This is a genomic window from Brachybacterium timonense, assembly GCF_900258505.1.
GTDB classification, from domain to species: domain Bacteria; phylum Actinomycetota; class Actinomycetes; order Actinomycetales; family Dermabacteraceae; genus Brachybacterium; species Brachybacterium timonense.
On sequence record NZ_LT984895.1, the window covers coordinates 255,368 to 279,939 of the forward strand.

General features: G+C 67.8%; 20 protein-coding genes. 10 read left to right on the forward strand and 10 right to left on the reverse strand.

The features are described 5' to 3' along the window. Positions 1 to 587: 587 nt before the first annotated feature. Entirely contained in the window at positions 588 to 1,028 is a 441-nt protein-coding gene (locus C8271_RS01105) for a hypothetical protein (RefSeq protein WP_212591311.1), read from the reverse strand. 79 nt (positions 1,029 to 1,107) lie between these two features. Next, positions 1,108 to 1,518, reverse strand: coding sequence for a PH domain-containing protein (locus C8271_RS01110; protein WP_106505757.1), 411 nt, complete (start codon positions 1,516 to 1,518; stop codon positions 1,108 to 1,110). Between the two features lie 231 nt (positions 1,519 to 1,749). Between C8271_RS01110 and C8271_RS01115 the strand changes: the two genes are divergently transcribed. The 3 genes from C8271_RS01115 (at position 1,750) to C8271_RS01125 (ending at position 4,853) form a co-directional block, all read left to right on the forward strand. Further along, a complete protein-coding gene (locus C8271_RS01115; protein ID WP_138774498.1) occupies positions 1,750 to 2,772 on the forward strand; it encodes a WXG100 family type VII secretion target in 1,023 nt (340 codons plus the stop codon). 63 nt (positions 2,773 to 2,835) lie between these two features. Next, on the forward strand, positions 2,836 to 3,723 hold the full coding sequence (locus C8271_RS01120; RefSeq protein ID WP_106505759.1) for a hypothetical protein: 888 nt from the start codon (positions 2,836 to 2,838) through the stop codon (positions 3,721 to 3,723). 35 nt (positions 3,724 to 3,758) lie between these two features. Next, positions 3,759 to 4,853 carry an NYN domain-containing protein gene (locus C8271_RS01125; protein ID WP_106505760.1) on the forward strand — a complete coding sequence of 365 codons (1,095 nt, stop codon included), beginning with the start codon at positions 3,759 to 3,761 and terminating at the stop codon, positions 4,851 to 4,853. A 148-nt stretch (positions 4,854 to 5,001) separates the two neighbouring features. Here C8271_RS01125 and murQ read toward each other — a convergent pair whose 3' ends face one another. From murQ to C8271_RS01155, 6 genes are all read right to left on the reverse strand, one after another. Next, positions 5,002 to 6,030, reverse strand: coding sequence for an N-acetylmuramic acid 6-phosphate etherase (gene murQ / locus C8271_RS01130; RefSeq protein WP_245920710.1), 1,029 nt, complete (start codon positions 6,028 to 6,030; stop codon positions 5,002 to 5,004). Then, the gene (locus tag C8271_RS01135; protein WP_245920712.1) at positions 6,027 to 6,998 is read right to left on the reverse strand and encodes an ABC transporter ATP-binding protein; all 972 of its coding nucleotides are present in this window, start codon (positions 6,996 to 6,998) and stop codon (positions 6,027 to 6,029) included. The genes murQ and C8271_RS01135 overlap by 4 nt, the downstream gene beginning before the upstream one ends. Continuing rightward, the gene (locus tag C8271_RS01140) at positions 6,995 to 8,854 is read right to left on the reverse strand and encodes a dipeptide/oligopeptide/nickel ABC transporter permease/ATP-binding protein (protein WP_106505761.1); all 1,860 of its coding nucleotides are present in this window, start codon (positions 8,852 to 8,854) and stop codon (positions 6,995 to 6,997) included. Before C8271_RS01140 ends, C8271_RS01135 begins: the two co-directional genes overlap by 4 nt. Before the next feature lies 1 nt (position 8,855). Beyond that, positions 8,856 to 9,833 carry an ABC transporter permease gene (locus C8271_RS01145; RefSeq protein ID WP_106505762.1) on the reverse strand — a complete coding sequence of 326 codons (978 nt, stop codon included), beginning with the start codon at positions 9,831 to 9,833 and terminating at the stop codon, positions 8,856 to 8,858. A gap of 74 nt (positions 9,834 to 9,907) precedes the next feature. Continuing rightward, positions 9,908 to 11,572, reverse strand: coding sequence for an ABC transporter substrate-binding protein (locus C8271_RS01150; RefSeq protein WP_106505763.1), 1,665 nt, complete (start codon positions 11,570 to 11,572; stop codon positions 9,908 to 9,910). A gap of 74 nt (positions 11,573 to 11,646) precedes the next feature. Beyond that, entirely contained in the window at positions 11,647 to 12,828 is a 1,182-nt protein-coding gene (locus C8271_RS01155; RefSeq protein ID WP_106505764.1) for an exo-beta-N-acetylmuramidase NamZ family protein, read from the reverse strand. Between the two features lie 338 nt (positions 12,829 to 13,166). On the opposite strand from C8271_RS01155, the gene C8271_RS01160 reads away from it, so the two are divergent. After that, positions 13,167 to 14,117: a GNAT family N-acetyltransferase gene (locus C8271_RS01160; protein ID WP_106505765.1), complete on the forward strand. Its 951-nt coding sequence runs from the start codon at positions 13,167 to 13,169 to the stop codon at positions 14,115 to 14,117. Positions 14,118 to 14,369: 252 nt separating this feature from the next. Further along, positions 14,370 to 15,674 carry a lactate racemase domain-containing protein gene (locus tag C8271_RS01165; protein WP_425428199.1) on the forward strand — a complete coding sequence of 435 codons (1,305 nt, stop codon included), beginning with the start codon at positions 14,370 to 14,372 and terminating at the stop codon, positions 15,672 to 15,674. A gap of 57 nt (positions 15,675 to 15,731) precedes the next feature. On the opposite strand, the gene C8271_RS01170 is transcribed toward C8271_RS01165, so the two are convergent. Beyond that, positions 15,732 to 16,928, reverse strand: a complete 1,197-nt coding sequence (locus C8271_RS01170) for a glycerate kinase (RefSeq protein WP_106505767.1) — start codon at positions 16,926 to 16,928, stop codon at positions 15,732 to 15,734. A 92-nt stretch (positions 16,929 to 17,020) separates the two neighbouring features. Here C8271_RS01170 and larE point away from each other — a divergent pair, with 92 nt between their 5' ends. From larE to C8271_RS01195, 5 genes are all read left to right on the forward strand, one after another. Next, on the forward strand, positions 17,021 to 17,884 hold the full coding sequence (gene larE / locus C8271_RS01175) for an ATP-dependent sacrificial sulfur transferase LarE (RefSeq protein ID WP_106505768.1): 864 nt from the start codon (positions 17,021 to 17,023) through the stop codon (positions 17,882 to 17,884). Continuing rightward, positions 17,881 to 18,750: a nickel pincer cofactor biosynthesis protein LarB gene (larB, locus tag C8271_RS01180; RefSeq protein ID WP_281260350.1), complete on the forward strand. Its 870-nt coding sequence runs from the start codon at positions 17,881 to 17,883 to the stop codon at positions 18,748 to 18,750. Before larE ends, larB begins: the two co-directional genes overlap by 4 nt. Further along, positions 18,747 to 19,745, forward strand: a complete 999-nt coding sequence (locus C8271_RS01185) for a LacI family DNA-binding transcriptional regulator (RefSeq protein ID WP_106505770.1) — start codon at positions 18,747 to 18,749, stop codon at positions 19,743 to 19,745. The genes larB and C8271_RS01185 overlap by 4 nt, the downstream gene beginning before the upstream one ends. Before the next feature lie 165 nt (positions 19,746 to 19,910). After that, positions 19,911 to 21,182, forward strand: a complete 1,272-nt coding sequence (locus tag C8271_RS01190) for a mannitol dehydrogenase family protein (protein WP_106505771.1) — start codon at positions 19,911 to 19,913, stop codon at positions 21,180 to 21,182. Positions 21,183 to 21,390: 208 nt separating this feature from the next. After that, complete coding sequence (locus tag C8271_RS01195; RefSeq protein ID WP_106505772.1) at positions 21,391 to 22,926, forward strand: IS1634 family transposase; 1,536 nt, start codon at positions 21,391 to 21,393, stop codon at positions 22,924 to 22,926. Between the two features lie 154 nt (positions 22,927 to 23,080). Here C8271_RS01195 and C8271_RS01200 read toward each other — a convergent pair whose 3' ends face one another. Further along, positions 23,081 to 24,571 carry a gluconokinase gene (locus C8271_RS01200; RefSeq protein ID WP_106505773.1) on the reverse strand — a complete coding sequence of 497 codons (1,491 nt, stop codon included), beginning with the start codon at positions 24,569 to 24,571 and terminating at the stop codon, positions 23,081 to 23,083. Position 24,572: the final 1 nt, after the last annotated feature.

Sequence of the window (24,572 nt, forward strand, 5' to 3'; positions counted from 1 at the left end):
TGGCGGAGCGGGCGGTGAGGACTGCGGCAGGATGGCCCCGAGCGGCGCACCGGCGCCGGCCGACGCACTGCCGCGGCGGGGCCCGGAGAGAATCGGTACTGCAGCGTGCGGTCACGGCTCTGGCGGAGGGTGACGCCACGCTCCAGTACCGCGGGGCTCCGGGCCGCAGCCACCGTCGATCCCGGGGGACGCGTCCCCGACGCCGTGGCCTTTCACGAGCGCTTGCACCACATCAACGAGAGCGCGGTGCCGACGATGCCTGAGGCCGAGCCGACCCCTCAACAGCTCAGGCGAACGTGGCCAGCGCAGGTAAACGTGGTCAGCCCAGGCGAACGTGGTGCGAAGCGCATGCCAAACCGCCGCCCGTTTGACCTGCACTACGCACCACATTCGCCGGGTGGGGCAGGTCGAGTGGGCGCGGCGGGGCCGGCAGAGCCGGATGTGGTCCGGGCGCCGCGTGAATGCATTCGCGACCGATCTATGCAGGCTACGCCGACGGGACAAGGGGCCCCGACCGTCGGACGGATCTCGAACGGCCAGTGCCGCGTGGCGCGAGTGCCCGGCGACCCTGGGGACGGTGATGCCTGTCAGGAACGCAGAGTTTGGGAGCGCGACGAACGTCTGCCCGGCTCCTTCAGCGGCCAGTCAGCCTCGTGCGTGAACGGAACCGCGACGACCTGCACGTCATCGTCGTAGACGATCCGACCGGGGCGTTCTGTTCGGAGCTCAACCCAAGGAACGCCGTACCTGTCAAGCAGCGCGGTGTAGCGGTAGGCCATCTGCACAAGGCCAACGGCAGTGTCTTTGAACCAAGACCGTGCACCGGGATTGGGCCTCCCGTCGTAGCAGTCCGCGATAACCGTGCTCGGATCCGTGTAGGAACGGTTTCCAAGCGCGTTCTCACGCTGCACCCACCGCGCATCGTCATCATGGAGCAACCCGGCGTCGCGCAGACCGTTGGCCATCGCGAAAATACCGGGGTAGGTGCCCCGACCATTCGGAACCGCGCTCTGAAACCGGATGAACACGCTGCGAGCCTATACAGGTAGCCGTGGGCCTGGGATTGGGCTCGACGGAGCTCGTGGAGTTGTTGATCCGCGCGGCACGTCACCGCGGTGGAGCGCCTCCCGCCACGAGGTGGCGGATCACGTCGACCAGGCGATCGCCATGGCCGTCGTCGTGAGTCTTCAGCGAAAGGGAGTCGCCGAAACGGGAGTGGACCGTGACCTTGTTCGTCAGCATCCTCTTGGTGAGCTCAGCGCCCGCGACGTCCGCGGCAGCGAACTCCTTGCTCACTTTCCATGCACCCGACAGGCGTGGCTTCGCGAGGATCACCCGCTGGTCCGTGACGAAGAGCGCAGGCTCGTTCTCCACACTCGTAGCGCCGACGACACCGGCAAGGATGCCCTCCTGCGCTGCGAGGATCTCCGTGGCGACACTGAACCAGCTCGATCCCCCGAAGTGGCGGTGGAGCTTCATCTCCTCCATGAGGGTCTGCTGTGCGCGCGTCATGGCCATGCACGAAGCGTACAAGGGCCCCGATCATGACCCCGAAGGCTCGAGACTGTCGCCTACGTCGCGGCGAAGAACGCGAAGCGGCCGCGATCATGCCGACGGAGCGTCGACCCGCGCGCCAACCGATGGGGAGTACTCCCCATCCCGGTTGACCATCATTCCCTTTACCCTGCTGTGTGGTGCCAAGGCTGGCCACCAGACATACCTGCGCGAGAACGATCTGAGGGGTGGAACATGAGCGGCTTCATGGGGGCTGATACCGAGCAGCTGCGCAACCATGCGGAGCTGCTTCGAGACCGAGCGACGGCGATCTCCGATCTGCGGGGGCGCCTTGAGCCGCTCGTGATGAACGCCGAGATCTGGGTGGGGCCAGACGCGGACACCTTCCGCGATACCTGGATGAGCCGGACCGCGGCCGAGCTGCAGGAGAGGGCCGACCGCATCACTCAGTGGGGCGCGGACCTCGATACCCAGGCGGAGGAGCAGGACGACGCATCCGCCGAGGGTGGCTCGATCTTCGGGGGAGTGCAGGGTTCGGGTGAGGGTCAGGCGAAGTCCCCGTGGGACATCCTCAAGGACTTGGCGGGCGGCGCTCTGGGCGTCTACAACAAGCTCCAGGGTCTCTTCAACAAGGGGAAGAAGGCGTGGGACTTCATCAACATGCTCCGCAAGGGGGCGGACATCGGTGATCTCCTCAAGAAGGCCTTTGACCCGGGCAAGGCATTCAGCGGTCTAGCCGGCAAGCTCGCCGGGATGTTGGGAATTCCAACAGGGTTCGGGAACAAGAACTTCTTCGGCTGGGTGGATGACCTCGCCGCCAAGTCCTCCTTCCTGACGAAGGCAGCGCCCATGCTTGGAAAAGCGCTTCCCGTGGTGGATGTGCTCTTCGGTGGACACCAGATGATCGATTCGATCAAGAACGGTGACACGTTCCACGCCATCACGGGTGGTGCGCAGGCCCTCGGCGGAGGCCTCATGATCGCTGGGGGCGCGCTCTCTTCCACCGGAGTCGGAGCTGTGGTGGGCGGCCCGCTCTTGGCAGCGGGAGCCGTTGTCTCCGGTGCGGGCGCTTTGGCTGACGTCGGCAAGATGGCGTACGACAACTGGGACTCGATCAGCTCCACCGCCTCGAACGTCTGGAATGGGGCGGGGGACATGGTCTCCGGTGCCGCCTCGACCGTGGCAGACGTGGCGAGTGACGCAGGCAACGCGATTGCCGACGGCGTCTCTGGGGCATGGGATGCCGTGTTCGGCTGAGGCCGGCAACGTGCATCCTCGCCCCACTGGTCCCTACCCGCCTGATCCGGGAGACTGTGCCCCATGACGACACCGACCACACAGACACCGGAAGCTGAATTCCGCATTACCGAGCGCGACATGCTCGGCGCGATGGAAACCCTGGGAATGGCGGCCTCCGACCCCGATGAGCTGATGGTGCTGACTGACGAGGAGCTTGAGGGGCTCTCCGGCCCGTCGGCTCACGAGATTGTCGGCGACCCGTACCTGTCGCAGGCCGTTGTGGACCGTCCGAGTGCGACGTCAACGGCGTTGCGGTCCCTCGCCGCGCGCCACCTCCTGGCACCCCGTGGGGATGCAACGGAGAACGAGGGCGACACCGTCAGCGGTGACGGCCCCGAGCGGCCTTACCAGCTGGATCGTCGCCTCGCGGGTGTGATCACACTGCGCCGGATCCCCATGGGCATGGTGATGTGCCAGCGCACCCTCGCTGGCGGAACCACCACCCTGGTTCACTACCTGTACCCGGCTGGTGGCGTGCTTGAGGAGTACCTGACCATCGACGGGTTCCACCACTTCTCCGTGCCGCCAGCGGACGAGATCGCCCAGCGGATCGCCCGGTTCGTTGATCCCTTCGAGGACGCGTCCGACGACGGTGACCCGGTGGACTCTTCACGTGAGGAACTCGAGCGGCGGATCGAGGGAGCGCGCGCGGTGACCGTGCTGACCTCGATCGTGGACGGAGAGGGTGCTCAAGCCACATTCTTCGCTGTTCCCGGGCACATGCATCTCGTTGACACTGGCGAGATTGACTCGGGCAGCACGGGTGAGTCCGACCTGGAAAACGCTCTTATCGGTGAGATCGGCCCGGAGTCGCTGGTGACTGTCATCGATGAGCTGGTTCCGGCAACTGTCGATGGCGAGGATAGCGACACCGAGACCGACGACGCGGCGGAGTCATCGGATTCCTGACACGGGGCAGTTGACCCGTCGGGCAGACTGGCGTCATGGCTGAATCCGCAGATCCCCGCGTCGCTGTCTATCTGGACTTCGACAACATCGTCATGTCCTGGTACGACCGCGTGCACGGCCGACAGTCCTATTCGCGTGACCGTCAGAAGATCGCGCAGGATCCGGCCGCCCCGGAGATTGCCGAGAAGCTCGAGACGGCCACTGTCGATGTGGGCGCGATCATCGATTACGCCGCGTCCTTCGGCTCCCTCATGCTCACCCGTGCTTACGCGGACTGGTCCGCGCCGGTGAACGCCGAGTACCGCGACCAGCTCGTGGCGCGCGCAGTCGACCTCGTGCAGCTGTTCCCGGCTGCCGCCTATGCCAAGAACGGCGCGGATATCCGCCTGGCGGTCGACGCCGTGGAGGACATGTTCCGCATCAAGGGCCTCACCCATGTTGTGATCGTCGCTGGTGACTCTGACTATGTGCCGCTCGCGCAGCGCTGCAAACGGCTGGGCTGTCATGTGGTCGGCGTGGGCGTTGCGGGCTCGACAGCGAAGTCCCTGGCAGCGGCCTGTGACGAGTTCGATTCGTACGAGACCCTGCCCGGTGTTGAGCTGCCGCAACGCCCCGGGCGCGGCGGGGGAGCCGGCCGAAAGGGTGCGGCCACGGCCAGTGACCGCGGCGATCGAGCCTCCCGCGCAGGGGCCGACGAATCGTCCGCAGCCGGGCAGAGCAGCGGCGGGAACCCGCCGAAGGCCGCAGCCCCCGACGCCTCAGGGGATCCCGCAGGAACCGTCGGCGTTTCCGCCGCCCCCGGCGTCCTGGGGGAAGCCTCAGGAACCGTTGGCGCCCCCGACGCCCCCGACGCCATTCCCACCGTGGAAGCAGATGACGCCTCCCGCAGCGATGCCGAGAACGCAGCCCGTCGGCTGCTCCAGCGCGCCCTTCAGCTGGGCGATCGTGACGACACCGAATGGCTGCACTCTTCCGCCGTGAAAACGTACATGCGGCGGATGGACCCGTCCTTCAGCGAGAAAGCCCTCGGCTACAAGAACTTCAGCGCCTTCCTCACAGCCCACGAGGACCTCGTGGAGATGTCCGAGGATGGCTATGAGCGAATGGTCCGCGCGGTCGAGGCCGATTGAGTCTCAGACGGTGTCGCCGCTCGTGACTGCTGTGACCAGTTCAGTCGGCGGTGCGCCGACGGCGCGAGGTCGGGCGTCAGCAGGCTGTCAAAGAGACGGCGCGCCGAAGACGCCGGACAGCGTAGTGATGCGGGTACCGCGACGGGCGTCAGCCGCGCTCGAGGGCGCGGCCGAGTCGGTTCCCGGCCCGTTCAAGCGCTGCCTCCGCCGCGGCGCGGTCCAGGCCATGCCGGAGCATCACGGCGGCGACCTTCACCCGGTCACCCGATGCTGTGAGCGCGCGGGCTGCCTGCTCGGCGTCTGCACCGGTGATCGTGCGCACGAGGCGCTCGGCGCGGTCGCGCAGTTTCGCGTTGGTGACGGAGACGTCAACCATGAGGTTGCCGTACACCTTGCCGGTGCGCACCATCACGGCGGTGGACAGCATGTTCAGCACTTGCTTGGTGGCAGAGCCCGCCTTCAGCCGCGTGGAACCGGTCAGTACCTCGGGGCCGACGACGACCTCGATCGGATGATCCGCGGCGGCGGCCACCGGCGATCCGGGATTGCAGGTCACCGAACCTGTGAGTGCCCCGGCCTCCCGCGCCGCGGTGAGCGCACCGAGCACATACGGAGTGCGGCCGCTGGCAGCGATGCCCACCACCACGTCCCGGGGGCCCGGGCCGAGGGCGCGCACGTCGGTAGCGCCCAGATCGGGGTCATCCTCCGCCCCCTCGACAGCTTCGAACATGGCGCCGCGCCCACCAGCCATCACGGCCTGCACCGTCGACGGGTCCGTGTGGAAGGTTGGCGGACACTCGGCCGCATCCAGCACCCCGAGGCGGCCGGAGGTTCCCGCACCCACATAGATCAACCGTCCACCGGCCTCGATCCGCTCGGCCGTCGCATCAACCAGCGCCGCAAGCGCAGGCAACGCTGACGCGACCGCGCGCGGCACCTGGGCTTCGGCGTCATTCATAGCCTCGAGCACACCCAGGGTGGACCGGGTATCGAGGTCCGAGAAACGCTCATCCCGACTCTCGGTAGCCAGCTGCGAAAGATCCTCGGCGGGTGCAGAGTCAGCAGGAGTGCCGTGCGTGGCTGCACCCTGGCTCGTCGCGGCTGTGGCCGGTGCACACTGCGCTGTCGTGCTTGGATTCGGCACAGCTCCCGTTGGTGCGCCCTGGTCGTTGCTCACGCGTCCCCCCGCCTCGTCTGCTCTTCCCGGCGCCGGCGTGGATTCGGGGCCGCCGCCAGGAGGCGCTGTGTGTATTCGTGGCGCGGATCGTCGATGACCTGGGCGCTTGAGCCGCGTTCCACCACCTCGCCGTGGTACATCACCAGCGTGTCATCGGAATAGGTGCGGGCCGAGCCGAGGTCATGCGTGATGTAGAGGACCGCCAGGTTCTCCGATGAGCGCAGGTGATCCATGAGGTCGAGGATCTCCTTGCGGATCGTCACGTCGAGCATGGACACGGGCTCGTCGGCGAGCAGCACCTCCGGCTCCGCGGCGAGGGCCCGGGCGAAGGAGATGCGCTGGCGCTCGCCGCCGGAGAGCTCATGCGGGAACCGGTGCAGATACCGCTCCGGTGGGTTGAGGTTCACCTTCTTGAGCAGCTCGATGGATGCGGCCTCGCACGCCTCGGTGCCTTTCGCCTTCCCATGGATGGTCAGTGCACGGCCCAGGATGTAGGAGACCCGATGCACCGGGTTCAGGGAGGCGAAGGGGTCCTGCAGCGTCATCTGCACACTGTTGGTGTAGCGGCGGAACGCGTTGCCTTTGGCGTTGGTGACGTCCGTGCCGTCCAGCAGCAGGGTGCCTTCGGTGCTCGGGATCAGCTGCGCGAGCATGCGACCAACCGTGGATTTCCCTGAACCGGACTGGCCCACCAGGGCCGTGACGCGGCCCCGGTGCAGGGACAGGTCAACGCCCTTGACGGCACGGAAGGTGCTGTGACGGAGGAAGCCTGTGCGTGGACCGCGGAAGTCTTTGACCAGGCCCCGTGCCTCCAGGGCCGGGGTGCCGAGGCCGTCCGTCGACAAGCCGTGATCGATCATGCCGGTCTCGGTCTCGACGACCCCGTTCTCACCTGCGACCTGGCCGGTGATGTCCTGCTCCGGCGCCCGGGGCTCGCCGGGGGCGCGATGGGTGTTCGGCTCGCTCACAGCAGTGCTCCTAGCTCCTCGAGGGAGGACAGCAGGGTCTTGGTGTACGGGTGACCCGGCTTCGTGTAGACCTCGAGCGCTGGCCCGTACTCCACCAGCGTGCCGCGCTGCATGATCGCGATCGAGTCGGAGATTTCCAGCAGCAACGACAGGTCATGGGTGGTGAAGATGATCGCGAAGCCGTACTCCTCACGCAGTTGCATGATCTGATCCAGCACTTCGCGCTGCACCAGCAGGTCCAGGGCGGTGGTGGGTTCGTCCATGACGATCACCTCGGGCTCCAGCACCAGTGCGATCGCGATGGCGACGCGCTGCTTCATGCCGCCGGAGAGCTCATGCGGGTACGAGCTGATGCGCTCCTTGGGGATTCCCACGCGGACCAGCGCCTCCTGGGCCATCTCCCGCCGACGTGCCGCGGGCAGGTCCGGACGGTGGACCTTCACCACGTCATCGAACTGGGCGCCGACGGAGATCACCGGGTTCAGGGCGTTCATGGCGCTCTGGAACACGATCGCCAGCTCGCTCCAGCGCAGAACGCGCAGCTCCGGCGCCTCGAGGTGGAGCAGATCCACGTCGGTGTCCCCGCCGCGGTCGCGCTCGGATAGGCGCCGATGGTAGGTGATCGAGCCAGCCTTCACCTCGGCGGGGTTGCGCAGAAGGCGGGTGATCGCATTGGTCAGGGTGGACTTGCCGGAACCGGACTCGCCGGCCAGGCCCAGCAGCTCACCGCGGTGCAGCGTGATGGAGACGTCGTCGACGGCACGCACGGTGCCTTCGGCCAACGGATAGTCGACCACCAGGTTCTCCACCGTGATGATCGGATCACCGGAGACTGCCCCGGGGCGGATCGAGGGTGCGACGTTCTCGTCGACGTCGGCCTGATCACTCGCGGCCGCGCTGCCCACTGCGGCGCCGCCCGGGTCCGTGGAAGCGACGCCGGAGACGGCAGCTTCGGCCCCAGCGGTGGACATGGCCATCGCCGACGCGCCGGAGCGTTTGGAGACCTTGGCGCGGGACTTGCCGGTGCGCAGGCGCGGGTTGGCGTACTCGTCGATGCCGAAGTTGATCAGCGCAAGACCGGCACCGATCAGTGAGATCGCCAGGCCCGGCGGAATGAACCACCACCAGGCGCCGATCCGCAGCGCCTGGGCGTTCTGCGCGAAGTACAGCATGGAGCCCCACGAGGTAGTGGTCAGCGAGCCGATGCCCAGGAACGACAGGCCAGCTTCGGAGAGGATCGCGCCGATCACCGAGAAGATGAAGCCCGAGCCTGCGATCGGCAGCGCATTGGGCAGGATCTCCGCGAAGATGATCCGCCACCGTGACTCACCGGTGGCACGGGCCGCCTCCACGAAGTCGCGGTTGCGCAGCGACAGTGTCTGGGCGCGCAGCACACGAGCTGATCCGGCCCATGACGTGATGGTGATGACGATCGCCACCGAGATCATGCCGGTGGTCGGCAGCCACCCGGTGAGCACCACCAGCAGCGGCAGGCCCGGGATGACCAGGAACACCGAGGTGAGGATGTACAGAAGGTCATCGACAGTGCCCCGGAAGTAGCCGCCGATCAGGCCGATCGCAACGGAGACGATCTGCGAGAGAACACCGGCGAAAACGCCGACCAGCAGCGAGACGCGGGCGCCGTGGACGAACTGGCTGAAGACGTCCTGGCCCAGCTGAGTGGTGCCGAACCAGTGCGTGGCCGAGGGGCCCTCGAGGATATGCGGACCAGACTCGCGCGGGCCGTACGGGGCGATCAACGGGCCGAAGATCGCGACCAGCACGAACACGAGGACGATGATCAGGCCCACACGGACCTTGCCGGAGGTGGGAATGAGGCGGGACAGCAGTGTCATCTCAGGCCTCCACTCGGGTGCGCGGATCGAGGAACACGTAGACCACATCCGCCAGCAGGTTCGCGAGGATCACGCAGACGGAGATCAAAAGGAACAGGCCCTGCATGAGGGGGAAGTCCTGCGACTGGACGGCCTGGAACAGGATGTAGCCGATGCCGGGGTAGTTGAAGATGACCTCGGTCAGCATGGAGCCAGAGACCACCGCGCCCAGCGACATGGCGAAGCCGGTGATCGAGGGCAAGATCGCGTTGCGTGCCCCGTACGTGAACAGGATCGTGCTGGGCTTGAGCCCCTTGGCTTCGGCCATCGTCACGTAGTCCTCACCCAGAACGGTGACGGTCATGTTGCGCATGCCGATCACGCTGCCGGCGAAGGAGCTGAGGATGATGGTGATGGCGGGTAGTAGCGAGTGGTAGAGCACCGACAGGATGTACTCGGGATAGAAACCCTGCACCATGAACCGGTCGGCGCCGCCGGCGATCGGGAACCACCCCAGGTTCACCGAGAACACCAGCACGAGCAGCAGCGCCATCCAGAAGTAGGGCACCGCGTTGAGGAAGGTCAGGGCCGGCAGCATGTAGTCGGTGACCTTGCCGCGCCGCCAGGCGAGCACAACTCCGAGTGCCGTGCCGATCAGGAAGGACAGCACCGTGGTGGTTCCTACCAGGCCGAGTGTCCAGGGCAGCGCTTGCAGCGCGAGCTCGGTCACCGGCACGGGGAAGTAGGAGATCGACCGACCGAAGTCTCCGGTGAGGATATTGCCCATGTAGTCGATGTATTGGACGATCATCGGCTCATCGGAGATGCCGTACGCGGCGGTGAGAGCGGCGACGGCGTCGGGGGAGATCTGTCCTTCCATGCGCTCCATGAGCAGCGTCACTGGGTCCCCCGGCATGAGGCGGGGGATGAGGAAGTTCAGGGTGATCGCGGCCCACAGGATGAACCCGTAGAGCATGATCTTCCGCAGCAGGTACTTCATGCGGTGCCTCCGTGGCGTGAGTACGACAAGGCTGGGGGTGGGGGCCGACGGGTGGCCGACCCCCACCGACTCGATCAGTCCTCGGTGGGTGTCAGCTTCTGGACGATGAGCAGACGGTCGGGGGTCTGGAACGGAGCGCCCAGCGCGTAGGGGTCATCCGCGTTGGGGAAGCCGGTCCAGTTGACGGTGTTGTAGTGGAACCAGTTCGGTGCCGGGTACAGCGGCAGGTTCGGCATCTGCTCGACCATGATCTTCTGCAGGTCAACGGTGGCTGCAGCGCGGGCCTCGTCGTCGGCGGCCACCGAGTACGCAGCAAAGGCCTTATCAGCCTCTTCGCGGTAGAAGCGACCGAAGTTCTGGTTCACCGTGCCGGACTCCACCTTGTACTCGGAGCTCATCATGAAGCGGTACATGTCGAACGGGGTGTTGCCAGCGCCGAAAGCGCCCAGGGCAAGCACGAACTGTCCGGTGCCGCGCTTCTCGGTGTACGCCTCCAGGGAGATGCCCTGCGAGGTGAGCTTGACGCCGATCTTTTCGAACTGCTCGCCCAGGAGGGTGGCGACGTCGATCAGGTCCACCCAGTCCGAGGGCAGCTCGATGGTGAAATCGAGCTTCTCGCCACTGGGCGCAACGCGGATGCCGTCCGAACCCTTGGTGTACCCGGCCTCATCGAGGATCCGGTTGGCCTCGTCGACGTCATAGGTGTAGGCGGCGTCCGTGTACTCTTCGGCGATCGCCTTCTCGAACGTGGGCTTCGGCAGCCCGGTGGGGTGAGCCGGCTTCACGTAGCCCTGAATGGCGACGTCACAGATCTGCTGACGGTCGATCGCTGCGGACAGCGCCTTCTTCAGCTCGAGGTCCTTCCACAGCGGGTTCTCGTCGTTCGGGATCAGGCAGACGACACCCGCACCCGGGAGCCAGGTGCCCCGATGCTCGGGATCGGCCTTATGGAAGACGTCCTCGACATTCGCCACGAATCCGCCGGCCCAGTCGAGGTCACCGGAGGCAAGAGTGTTCACGAAGGTCTCGCCGGTGATGGCGGGGAACTGGAGAGACTGGACCTGGAAGCCTTCCTTGTTCCAGTAGTCCTCGCGCTTCTTGAGGGTGTAGAGCTGTTCGCCGAACTGGTCGAGGACGTATGGACCGGTGCCGATGGGCTCCTCGATGACGGCCTCGATGGGGTCGAGGTCCTTCCAGATGTGCTCGGGCAGCATCTGGATGTTTCCGATGGCTTCGATGTAGGCGAGCTGCGGGCCGTCGAAGGTGATCTCGGCGGTGGTGTCGTCGATCTTCTTCGCGTCGGTGATGGGGCGGGCCGTGTAGTTGGCGGCCGGATTGTCCCGCATGAGCAGGAAGGTGAACACAACGTCGTCGGCGTCAAACTTCTCGCCGTCGCTGAAGGTCACATCGTTGCGCAGGCTGATGGTGAGGACGTTGCCTTCCTCGTTGAACTCCATCGACTCCGCCAGCCACGGGATCTGGTTGCCCAGCTGGATGGGGGTGGAGATCATGAGCGGTTCGTACACGAAGGAACGTGAACCGTTGAGCGAGGTCGGGCTGAAGGGGTTGAAGTTCTTCTGGAATGTGTTGGCGCCCACTGGGTAGAGGGTGAGCGGCGGGAGGTTCTTGCCGCCACCGCCGCCACCGGCCCCGTTCGGGCCGCCGGAGCAGGCCGCCAGGGCGCCTGCGGTGAGTCCAGCGGCGCCGGTGCCGAGGACGAATCGTCGTGAGATCTGCATGGTGTTCCTTCCAACGGGGGCGGCGACGGTGTAATCCGTGCCAGGTGTGGGGTGAGAGGGGTAGGTCGTGCAGGTCATGCGGGGGGTTCTGCCGGCTTCACGCCGACGGGAGGCGTGGGTGGGGCCGGGGAGGCGGCGAGGATCTGGTCGAGTCCGGCGCCGTCGTCGATGCCTTCACGCAGGGCGGCGGAGCCCCACAGCAGGTCGACGAAGAAGGGGCGGCCCTCTTCGTGCGGACGCCACAGCGGCTGCTGCGGGTACAGGCGGGCGATCGTGGACAGCAGCGTGTAGGCCAGGGCGGTTGTGTCCAGGGCGGCGGAGTCAGTCAGATGCAGCTGCACGCCATGCACCTGCGTGTCGGCACATTTCGAGAACGTGGGCCGGAAGACTGCTTCGCGCACCGTGAGGCCCGGTAGATCCTGCTCGCGCAGCGCGGCAGCGAGTCGTGCGTCCGTCCAGTCCGCACCGATCAGCTCGAAGGGCCGGGTAGTGCCTCGCCCTTCGGACAGCGTCGTGCCCTCGATGAGACCCGTGGCGGGGTACAGCATCGCCGTGTGCAGCGTGGGCATGTTCGGGGAGGGCATCACCCACGGGTCCTCGAGGGTGGCGGGGGCGCCGTCCCAGTCTGCCGTGTCGATGACGGTGAGCTCGGGGTTGGTGCCGGTCTCGGCGGGCACGTGCTCGGCGGCGAACCAGCGGGCGAGCTCGCCGAGTGTGAGGCCGTGCTGCAGGGGCACGTTGACGCGGCCGACGAAACTGGAGAAGGCGCTGTCCAGGCCGGGGCCGGCAGCCGTGCGGCCCAGAGGGTTCGGACGGTCCAGCACCGTGATCGGCAGTCCGATGCGCGCCGCGGAGCACAGCAGATCGAAGAGCGTCCAGGTGTATGTGTAGAAACGGGTGCCGATGTCCTGCAGGTCCACGACGAGATGGTCCGCACCGCTGCGCTGAAGCAGCGCATCGAGGTCCGGCCCGCTGACCAGATAGGTGTCCAGCACCGGGAGTGACGTGGCGGCGTCCACTCCATCGCCGTCGCTCTCGCCAGCCTGCACGGCGCCCCAGTAGCCGTGCTCGGGGGTGAGCAGACAGGCCAGCGGCACACCGGCAGCGTGCAGGGCATCGACACCGCGCGATAGATCAGCTGTGACAGAGGTGTAGTTCGCGCACAGTGCGATCTTCTGGCCGGGTAGAAGGGAGGGGTCGGCGAGGACGCGCGCCAGCCCCGTGGTGGGGGCGTTGGCTCCGAAGGGAGCGGTCATCGGTGACTCCTTCACGGCGGTGTGGTGGGTCACAGACTAAACATCCGCCGAATCGAGAATGAAAGAAAAATTCGTTCCGTTACCGAAGTGTGACCCCGGATGCGTGGCACTCCAGCGGTCTGATTCGCGGGGTCGACGGGCCGGCGGGATGGGACGTGGGTGGAATACGCACTAGCCAGACGCATGGTCCCGCGGTGGTGGCGAGTGCTGCGGCACGACGGGGCCCCTTGAAACGGACTTTCGTGCATGTGAGGATCGCCTGCATCCATGCCCCGCAGCGCCGCGACTGATCAGCGTCGATCACAGCAGAGGGTCGAGCCCCATCCGCAGGAGATGCCATGAGCACCACGTACCGCCACCTCGCCGCCGGTGACCTGCCCGCGCTGACCGCACTGCTCACCCGTGCCGTGCCGCGTGATGTGATCTCCGTGCGCCGCCTGGCCCAGAACCTGCTGCTGGAACCTCATCACGACCCGCGCGGTCTCGTGGTTGCCGAGGACAGCGAGCACGGTGTCGTCGGCTTCCTCTATGGCACGGTGGCGGATGGCGGCATCCACGAGAATCCCACAACCGGGTACCTCACCATCGGCGCCGTCGACCCTGTCGTGCAGCGGCACGGCATCGGCAGTGAACTGCTCGACCGCGTCATGGCCCACCTGGCCGCGCGCGGGGCGGCCCGCGTGGTCGTCAGCGGATACCCGCAGGCCTATTTCTGGCCCGGCGTGGATCTCGAGGAGAACCCGGGCACCGGTGCATTCCTCACCGCCCACGGCTTCACGTCCGGATCGGTGGCGGCCGCAATGCACCGGGACCTTGACGCCTGGGCAATGGACGATCGCGCCCGGGACCTCGTTGCTACGCGCGAAGCCGAGGGCTATCGCTTCACCCCTGCCACACTCGAGGATCTGCCGGAGACCATCGCTTTCGCGCGCGAGAGGTTCGCACCTGACTGGGGCGAGGCGTTGCGCACCGCCGTGCTGCACCGCCCAGATGCCACAGCCGCCCTGCTCATCGCACGCCATCCGGACGGACACGTGGTCGGCTTCGCCACGTCCGGCGTGTACGGCGATTCACCGGAACGTTTCGGTCCCTTCGGTGTGGATGAGTCTCAGCGAGGCAAGGGGCTCGGGCGCATCCTGCTGAACCTCACGCTGCAGCGCATGCGCTCGGATGCCGCGCACAGCGCATGGTTCCTGTGGACCGGCGAGCAGACCCCGGCCGCCTCCCTGTACCGCTCCACCGGGTTCACGACCGTGCGGCGCTTCACCGCCTTCAGCCGCGAGCTGTGACACCACAGAGCCGTGACACCACAGAGCCGTGAGTGCAAGGAGCAGCGACAGCCGCGGGCGAGGGCGGCCACGACCGCGGACAGGCGAGCCGAGAGCCGTGACAGTCGCGAGCAGCCGGGCGACCACGTGTGGCAGCCCCTTGCCTCGGCGGCGGGAACGGAGAATGCTGGTCGAATGAGCGCCCCGACGGATTCGACACCGACCCCGACGCCCGCCGCCAGCGACAGCACACGCACTCGCGACGACGCCCCCATGATCCTCCCGATCCCGGAGGGCCTTGCTGAGCGTGCCGCCATGATCGGCGGGCCCGGGCAGATCCTCACCCCGCAGCAGGTCGCCGAGTTCGTCACCACGCAGCTCGCTGCCCAGGACCTTGATGGCGCGAGCGTCTGCGTCATCATCCCCGACGGCACCCGCACCGTCCCGCTGCCGCAGATCCTGCGACCGTTGCACGCCGCCCTCCATGGACGTGCCTCGAAGGTCACGGTGCTCATCGCCCTGGGCACCCACGCCGCCATGAGCGAATCCGCGATCGAGACACTCGTCGGCGCCACCGAGAAGGGTCTCGCGGGAACCTATCCCGGCTGGGAGATCCTCAACCACGCCTGGGACGACCCCGAACAGATCGCCGACCTCGGCGAGATCAGCGCCGACCGGATCACCGAGCTGTCTGGCGGTCTGCTCACCGACGTGCCGATGCGCGTGCAGATCAACCGTCACGTGGTCGAGCACGACGTGGCGCTCGTGGTCGGTCCCGTCTTCCCGCACGAAGTCGTCGGCTTCTCTGGCGGCACGAAGTACTTCTTCCCCGGCTGCTCCGTGCACGACGTGATCGATGTGTCCCACTGGGTGGGCGCGCTCATCACCGCGAGCCGGATCATCGGCGCGCTCGGCATCACGCCGGTGCGGCAGCTCATCGATGCCGCCAGCGAGCGTATCCCCGCTCGCCAGCTGTGCTTCACCTGCGATGTTGAAGGGGCCGACGACCTGGGTGCCATCGCCTTCGGTGACCCGCAGTCGGCCTGGGCCGCGATGGCGACCGTGGCCGCACAGACCCACATCACCTACGTGGAGAAGCCCTACCAGCGGATCGTCGCGATCGTCCCGGAGATGTACGAAGACATCTGGACCGGGGCGAAGGGGTTCTATAAGTCCGAACCGGTGTGCGCCGACGGCGGCGAGGTGATCATCTACGCCCCGCACATCACCGAGGTGGCAGCCATGCACCCCGGGCTGAAGGACATCGGCTACCACACCATCGAGTACTTCACGAAGCAGTGGGACCGCTTCAAGGACCACCCCTGGGGGGAGCTCGCCCACTCCACGCACGTCACTGGATTGGGCACCTACGACCCCGAGACCGGGGTGGAGACCCCGAGGGTGCGTCGCAGCTTCGCCACCTCGATCCCGCCGGAAGTGTGCGCCGAATACAACGTGCCCTACGTTGATCCAGAGAGCCTGGACTTCGATGCCCTGCGTGCGGACCCCGACACCCTGGTGATCGATCGGGCCGGTGAGGTGCTGTACCGCCTCGCCTCGGAGCGGCCGACGGCCTGAGACTCGCGTACTGCTCAGTCGGCGTCAGCACGCACGATCACAGACGCCTGTCGGGGATCACGGCGACGGTGCTGTCCGTGCCGACGGGCTCGTGGATGCGTCCGGCGGTGCATCGCCCACGTGACCGCCCAGACGCAGAAGACGGGCAGCTGTCGCGGCGGCGGTGCGCAGATTCGTCGGCCCCTCCCGCAGTGCCTCGTCGAGGGGACAGGCCGACGGCACGATCGGCATGACCACGTCGATGCCGTGGTCATGCAGCACAGCGGCGTCGGCGGTGACACTGCCGGCCAGGGCGATCACCGGTACGCCGTGGCGCCGGGCTGCTTGTGCGACGCCGTAGGGGGTCTTACCGAATCGGGTCTGCTCGTCGATGCTGCCCTCACCGGTGATCACAAGATCCGCTCCAGCAATGGCGCGGTCGAGCCGGGTGTGCTCGATGACGAGGTCGATGCCGCGCTCGAAACGTGCCCCCAAAAACGCCATCAGGCCAGCGCCGAGTCCGCCCGCGGCTCCCGCGCCGGGTTCATGCTCCACATCGCGGCCCAGGTCCTGGCGGATCACAGCCGCGTAGCGGGTGAGCGCCTTCTCGAGCTGCTCGACCTGCTCAGGGGTGGCGCCCTTCTGGGGGCCGAAGATACGGGATGCGCCCGACGGGCCCGTGAGCGGATTCTCCACATCGCTCGCCACCACGATCTCGACGTCATCCAGGCATGCGGGGACGCCGGACAGGTCGATGCGGGACAGCTCGGCAAGGGCGGCGCCGCCGCGAGGAAGATCCTGCCCGTCGGCGTCCAGCAGGCGGCCGCCAAGGGCCTGCAGCATGCCGGCACCGCCGTCGTTCGTGGCACTGCCACCGATCCCGACGATGATCCGCGAAACATTCTGCTCACGGGCCGCCCGGAGCAGCTCGCCTGTGCCGAATGTGCTGGCCCGCAACGGGTCACGCTCCCGGGGCGAGAGCAGGGGCAGGCCGCTTGCCGCCGCCATCTCGATGATCGCTGTGGGGCCATCACCCAGCACACCGAAGGTCGCGGTGATGGGACGACCCAGCGGGTCGGTGACCCGCTGGGAGATCAGACGCCCACCGGTGGCATCCACGAGAGACCGCACGGTGCCCTCGCCGCCGTCGGCCATCGGCACACGCACGCACTCAGCATCGGGCCAGACCTCCTGCACACCCGTGGCGATCTGCTCGGCGGCCTCCTGGGCCGTCATGGAGTCTTTGAAGGAATCGGGTGCGATGACGATGCGCATGCCGTGTGCGTCCCCCGTTCTGAAGCATGTCGCTGCCACGAGCGATAGGTGATGCGCGCAACTATAGGGTTGTTCAGGTGCGACGAACCTCGATGGAGAAGATCACCCCAAACCCGCAGCTGGTCGGGGATGACCTTGCGCTTGCCCAGGCTGTGGCCGCTCAGCTCGACGGCATCGAGCGTTTGGGGGTGGCCTACTCGGGCGGTGTGGACTCCGCGACGCTGCTGGCGCTCGCCGTGCGCGCGCTTGGTGCCGACCGTGTGGTGGCGGTGCTAGGCATCTCGCCGTCGCTCGCGCGCCGCGAACGCCGCCTGGCACATGAGACCGCCCAGGTGATCGGTGCCCGCGTGGAGGAGATCGCGACCCACGAGGGGGAGCGGCCCGAGTACGTGGCCAACGACGTGGACCGCTGCTTCTTCTGCAAGGACGAGCTGTTCACTCGCATCAGCGACGAGCTCGTCGACGAGCTCGGTCTGGATGCGGTGGCCTACGGAGAGAACGCCGACGACGCCGAGCGGCCCGACCGCCCCGGTGCAGGCGCCGCGACCGCGCATCGAGTGCTGCGTCCGCTCGCGCAGGCTGGTGCCACCAAGGAGCAGGTGCGCTCGGTGGCGCGTGCCCTCGCCCTGCCAGTGGCGGACAAGCCCGCCGCCCCCTGCCTGGCATCCCGCATCCCGCATGGCGAAGCGGTCACGCCTGAGAAGCTGCGGCAGGTGGAGGACCTGGAGGACGCCGTGCTCGAGGCCGGTTTCAGTGACTGCCGCGTGCGCCATCACGGCACCATCGCCCGCCTGGAACTGCCCGTCGATGAGCTCACCCGTGCCGTTCAGCCTGAGATGCGCGCTCGGCTGCTCGGTGCAGGGAAGGAGGCTGGCTTCGGTCACGTGGTACTCGACCTCGATGGCATCCGCTCTGGCCAGTTCACCCTGCAGATCCTGCGGAAGCGCCCCCGATGAGCACGCCGGACGTCCCCGGTATGCCGGGCGCGGCAGGCCCCGTCGGCGCCCCGGGAGCGGGCGATGGGCCCGATGCCCCAGGCATCCTCGGCTCCGGCGATCGACCAGATCCCCCCGTTGCTGCCGACGACAGCGTTCACGACGCCCTCGACGGCATCGCCGAGCTCGACCTGGACCGCATGCGCAGACGCGGCATCCCCGAGGCCGTGCTGTGTGACGCCAAGAGCCCCGACCAGGTGGCGGCCATCGCCCGCGAGTACGCGCGCCTTTCTCGGGATGGCCGCGATGACCTGGGCACGGTGCTGTTCACCCGAGCAGACGCCGCACGTGCCGCCGCTGTGCTCGAGGCCCTGCCGTCGGCCCTGCACGATCCGCAGGCCCGCCTGCTGGCCTGGCCCGCGCAGCCACCGGCTCCGAGCGGTGGCCTCGTGGTGGTGGTCTGCGCCGGCACGAGCGACCTGCCGATCGCCCGCGAGGCCGAGCTGACCGCCCGCTACCTGGGCCGCCCCACTCGCCTGATCGCCGATATCGGCATCGCCGGGCTGCACCGGATGAACCGACGCCTGCCCGAGCTGCGCGAGGCGGCCTGTGTGGTGGTCGCTGCCGGCATGGATGGTGCGCTGCCCACCGTTATCGCAGGTCAGATCGCCGCCCCGGTGGTGGCGCTGCCCACCTCGGTGGGCTATGGCGTGGCCGCCGGTGGCTACGCGGCGGCGCTGACCATGCTCGCCGGGTGCGCCCCCGGCATCGGCGTGGTCAACATCGATAATGGCTACGGCGCCGGGCACCTTGCCGCCCAGATCGCCCGCTGGGCTCCGGCGCCGACGGACGAGAGCCATCGGCCCGGCCGGGAGGAGACGCCATGACGAAGAAGCCGGTCACCATCTATGACGTGGCCCGTGAGGTCGGCGTCGCCCCCAGCACTGTCTCGCGTGCCTTCTCCCGCCCGGGCCGCGTCAGCGCCGCGACCCACACGAAGGTGATGGAGGCCGCCGAACGGCTGGGCTACCGCACCCAGGCGCCGGCCGTACAGCGGGCCACAGCCTCCACGCAGCGCATCGGCATCGAGCTGCCGGACATCACCAACCCGTACTTCGCCGAGCTCGTCGCCGGTGTGCAGGAGGCCGCCAACGAGCAGGGCTACATGGTGCTGCTCATGGACACCCGCGAGGACCACGACATGGAACGCGCCGGCCTGCTGCAGGCGGTGGAGATGGTCGACGGGATCCTGTTGACCGGCAGCCGGATGTCCGATGCGTCGGTCACCCACGTGCTCAAGCGTCGACCGGTGGTGGTGCTGAACCGCGCGATCGCCGGGCTGGACAGCGTGATTCCTGACTACGCCGCCGGCATCGAGCAGGCGGTGGCGCACCTGCGTGACTGCGGTGCGCGCATCGTCGCCTACGTGGCGGGGCCGGTGAATTCATGGTCGGACGCTGAACGCTGGCGCTGCCTGCGCGCCTCCGCAAGCAGGCACGGCCTGCAGGCCCGTCGGCTGGGCCCCTTCGCGCCGACGGCCGCGGGCGGCGAAACAGCGTTCGCGCAGCTGCGCGAGAACCTGCCGGATGCGGTGATCGCGTACAACGACCTGATGGCGCTCGGCCTGCTGGCCGGGGCCCTGCGGGCGGGAGTGCGGGTGCCGTCCGAGCTGTCGATCATCGGCCATGACGACATCCCGGTGGCGCGCCTGTTCGCCGGTGGCCTGACCACCATCGCGAGCCCGAAGGCGCAGCAGGGCCGCATCGCGGTAGAGCGACTGATCCGCCGTATCGAACGCCCGGGTGCGGATCATGAGCCACTCACGGGCCGGTTACCGATGACGCTGGTGGTGCGGCGCTCCACCGGCACACGCCAGGAGTGAGGGCAAAATGCTGCAACGAGTGCCGCCCAGGCGCCTCGAGCGGAAGAGTGGGCGCACGGTGAGCAATGAGGCTGTCGTCCCGCACGAGGATCGGCGCCGACGCCAGACGACCCCGCCGAGTCTGCCGACCCCGAACGCGTCACCGTCAGTGCAAGGAGGCCCAGCATGACCACACCCACGCATCGACTCGTCCACATCGGTATTGGCCGTTTCTCGCGCGCCCACACCCTGCCGCTCACGCAGCGCGCCGGCGGCTGGTCCGTGGAGGCCTTCACAGGCCGCAGCCCGGATATGGCCCGCACCCTGGAAGGCCAAGGCTGCAGGTACGGGCTGATCGTGCGCGGCGCCGACGGCGACGAGGTGGAGCTCATCGACGTGCTCGACGCCGTGCACCCCGGCGATGACACCGACGCCCTGAACGCCCTGCTCAGCGATCCAGCAACCGCCGTGGTCACCCTCACAATCACGGAGAAGGGCTACAGCGCCGGCACAGACCCGGCCACCTCAGCCGTGGCCCGCGTGGCCGCCGCACTGCAGGCCCGCCGCGCCGCCGGCGTGGAGGAGCCGATCGCACTGGTCTCCTGCGACAACCTCACCGGCAATGGTGACGTGCTGCGCGCGGCGCTGGTGGAGTGCCTGCAGGAGGATGACCGCGCCTGGTTCGACGCTCACGTGGACGTCGTCTCCACGATGGTGGACCGCATCACCCCGTCGGCCGACGACAGCGCCGCCGCCGTGGTGGCCGAGCACACCGGTTTCACCGACGCCGCCCCGGTGGTCACCGAACCGTTCTGGGAGTGGGTGGTGGAAGACTCCTTCCGCGGTCCCCGCCCGGCATGGGAGACGGTGGGCGTGCAGATCGTCCAGGACGTCACCGCGCATGAGAAGCGCAAGCTGCGCCTGCTCAACGGCGCCCACTCCCTGATGGCCTACGCCGGTCAGGTGGCCGGCTGTGAGCGTGTGGATGAGGCCATCGCGCACCGCGACGTGCGCGCCCTGGTTGAAGCGCTGTGGAGCGAGGCGAAGAGCACCCTCGGACTGCCCGCCGACGAGCTCGACGCCTACACGCGGGCGCTGGAGGAACGCTTCCGCAACCCGCGCCTGGCCGATCAGCTGATCCGCATCGCCGCCGACGGGTCGGAGAAGCTGCGCGTGCGCGCCCTGCCGGTGATCGCCGAGCGCGGTGGCCCGCAGGAGGCACCGGGCGAGGTGGCGGCGCTCGCCGCGTGGACCGCCTGGACTGCGCAGCGGGTACGGGACGGGCTCGAAGTGGCCGATCCGCGCGCCGACGGTATCGCTGAGGCGGCCCGGCTCGAGGACGACGCCCAGCGGGTCGCGGCCCAGCTCGCCCTGCTCGGCGTCGAGGATGACCAGGCCCTGGTCGACGCCGTGCTCGCCCAGGAGGAGAGGCTCGCGAGCATCGCCGCCGCCCGGTGACGGTTGCCCCCGCCTGATGGCTGACGCCCCGCTGGGCGAGCGGCGGCCCGCACGGTGACTGCCGCCGCTGCGCGGTGACGGCCGCCTCGCCGGGCGGGCCCAGTCAGGCTCAGGCCTGACTTGGACCTCTCTGGGGTATTCCCTGGGGTTGCGGGTGTATCGGTGCTGGTGGGCGGCTCGCGCCTGTGTGGAGTGACACACTAAGCGGGTGGTGTTCCTGCGGAAGGTGAGGACGGCGTCGGGGGCGACGGCTGTGCAGATTGCTGAGCGGCGGAACCGTCGGGATGTGGTCCTGGAGCATCTTGGGTCGGCTCATACCGAAGCCGAGCTCGCCGGCCTGATGCAGGCGGGTCGGGAGAAGATCAACGCTGGTCAGGGCGTCCTCGACCTGGGGACAGCAACGTCGACGAGCCCCGCAACGATCACGTCGAAGCAGTCCCGGCTGCTGCTGGAGACGCTGCAGTCCGCGTGGGCGGGGCTGGGGTTCACGGCGATCGGTGATGAAGCATTCTTCCAGCTCGTCGCCGCACGCTTGATCGAGCCGACCTCGATGAGCGACTCCGCCAGAGTGCTGGCGGAGGTCGGGATCGCCCCGGTACATCGCTCGACGATGAAGCGCTGCCTGGCCCGGATCGCCACAAACGACTACCGCGGCCAGATCGCGAGGAGGTGCTTCGAGCATGCCGCGACCAGCGGCGACATCTCGCTGGTGCTCTACGACGTCACGACGCTCTATTTCGAGGCGGAGAACGAGGACGCGCTGAGGAAGGTCGGCTACTCGAAGGAACGCCGCGTGGATCCGCAGATCGTGGTCGGCCTGCTCGTGGACCGGGGCGGGTTCCCGCTGGAGATCGGTTGCTTCGAGGGGAACCATGCTGAAACCCGCACGATCGTCCCGATCATCCGCCAGTTCCAGGCCCGCAACGACCTCGCTGACATGGTCGTGGTCGCGGACGCCGGGATGCTCTCGGCGGCCAACCTGCGCGAGCTCGACGAAGCGGACCTGAAGTTCATCGTCGGCTCACGACAGACGAAAGCCCCGGGTGACCTGGCCAATCACTTCCATTGGAACGGGGACGCATTCACCGACGGACAGCTGATCGATACCATCACGCCCCGCCACGGGAACACGAAACCCTCCACGACGAAGCACCGCAAGGAGCCTGTCTGGGACGCAGAGGAGCATCCCGGGCACTGGCGTTCCATCTGGAGCTACCGCAGCAAGCGTGCCACCCGCGACAATCACACCCTCACCGCGCAGGAGAACCGGGCTCGAGCCGTGATCGACGGGGACGCGTCTGTGAAGTCGACCAGATTCGTGAAGACCACCGCGAGCGGCCGGTCCCTCGATACAGCCTCGCTTAAGCGGGCACGAAGTCTGGTCGGGCTGAAGGGCTACGTCACGAACATTCCTGCCGCCACGATGCCGGCGGCGGAGGTGGTCTCCAGCTATCACGACCTGTGGCATGTTGAGCAGTCATTCCGGATGAGCAAGACAGACCTGCAGGCCAGGCCCATGTTCCATCGCACCCGTGACGCGATCGAAGCCCACCTCACCATCGTGTTCACGGCCCTGGCGATCGCGAGACACCTCCAAGCAGTGACCGGGTTCAGCATCCGCAAGATCATCCGGACACTCCGTCCCCTCCAGGACGTCACTATCAGCATCGCCGGGCAAACGATCACCGCGAGCCCCGAACTCACCGACGACGCCCGACACATCCTGCACCGAGTGACACACTAAAGAGGTCCAAGTCAGGACNTCATCCGGACACTCCGTCCCCTCCAGGACGTCACTATCAGCATCGCCGGGCAAACGATCACCGCGAGCCCCGAACTCACCGACGACGCCCGACACATCCTGCACCGAGTGACACACTAAAGAGGTCCAAGTCAGGTCAGGCGAGGTCGGAGAGTTTCTCGAAGCGCTCCAGGCGTTCGCGGTAGTACTCGGTGTGCGCCGCGACCGGTTCGACGCGGCGCCGCACCGGCACCTCCGCCGGAACCAGGGAAGCATCCGCCTGCTCAAGGGCCAGCACCGCGGAGCCGCGCATCGTGGACCGGGAGATGGCCACGTGGTCGATCGGCTCCCCGATCGCGTCGGCCAGCAGATGCAGCCAGGCGGGGATCGCCTCGGTCATACCGCCGGAGAGCACAATGCGCTGTGGGCTGCCGCCCACGGAGCGGATTTGATCAGCGATGCGCAGGAACGACAGCGCCACGCCCTCCATCGCGCCGCGCAGCATGTCCTCCGAGGTGGTCGCGGCGGACACGTTCGCGAACAGAGCCCGGGCGTGGCCGCGCCACTTCGTGCCGCGCTCGCCGGACAGGAACGGCACCACGAGCGGCGTTCCGGCCGACGGGGCCGCGGAGAACAAGGTCTGGGTGTCCATGGCCGTGATGTCGTCGGGGAGTGCGAGGGTCTGGCGCGCCCAGTCGACCACGCGCCCGCAGTCACTCATGGCCGAACCCACCAGGGTGCGATTGCCATCCATGCGGTATGCCCACAGGCCGCGGGGCAGCTCGGGGATATCGCCGGTGAGCAGCTGCCGGATCGCACCGGATGTCGCGGTGGAGATGCCCCAGATGCCATCGCCGATCGCGCCGATGCCCAGGTTCGCGGCCAGACCATCGCCGATCACCGGCACCCACACGGCATCCGTCAGCTGCGGGTACTCCGCGGCCAGCGGCGTGCCCGCGATCGGCACGGCATCCTGCGGATCGCGCGGCGCCCCCATTGCGTCGGCCTCCACGCCCACGGCATCCAGCAGCTCCGGCACGTACTCACCGGTGCGGCGGTCGATCATGCCGGACCATGCCGCTGACGCGGTGCCGAGCGCAGCCGTGCCCAGCAGTTTGTGTGCCACGTACTCGCCGAGCGCCATGAACCGTTCGGTGCGGTCGAAGATCTCGCCGTGATGCTGGCGCAGCCACGCCAGGCGCGGCGCCGTGTAGGAGGAATGCAGTCGTGACCCGGTGCGCTGATGCAGCTCGTCCACGTCGAACTGCTCGGTGAGCGACTCCACCTGCGGGGTGCAGCGGGTGTCGGCGTAGGTGATGCAGGGGGTCAGCGCGTTGCCGTCGGCGCCCACCGCCACCAGCGAGGAGGCGAAGGTGTCCACGCCGATCGCGGCGATCGGGCCCGGCAGAGGCTCGGCGAGCACGGCACCGAGAGCAGTGCGCAGCTCCTCGACCACCTGATCAGCGTCAATGATGGAGGTACCGTCGTCGCCGACGGTGAAGGCGTGCGGCTCCTTGTGGGTGCGCTTGCCGACCTCCCGGCCCGTCGCGTCATACACGCCGGCGCGTGAACCACCGGAGCCGACGTCCAGACCGATCACGTACGGCGCGTGCGAAGCGTCTACGGGGGTGGCGAAACGAGGCGTCATT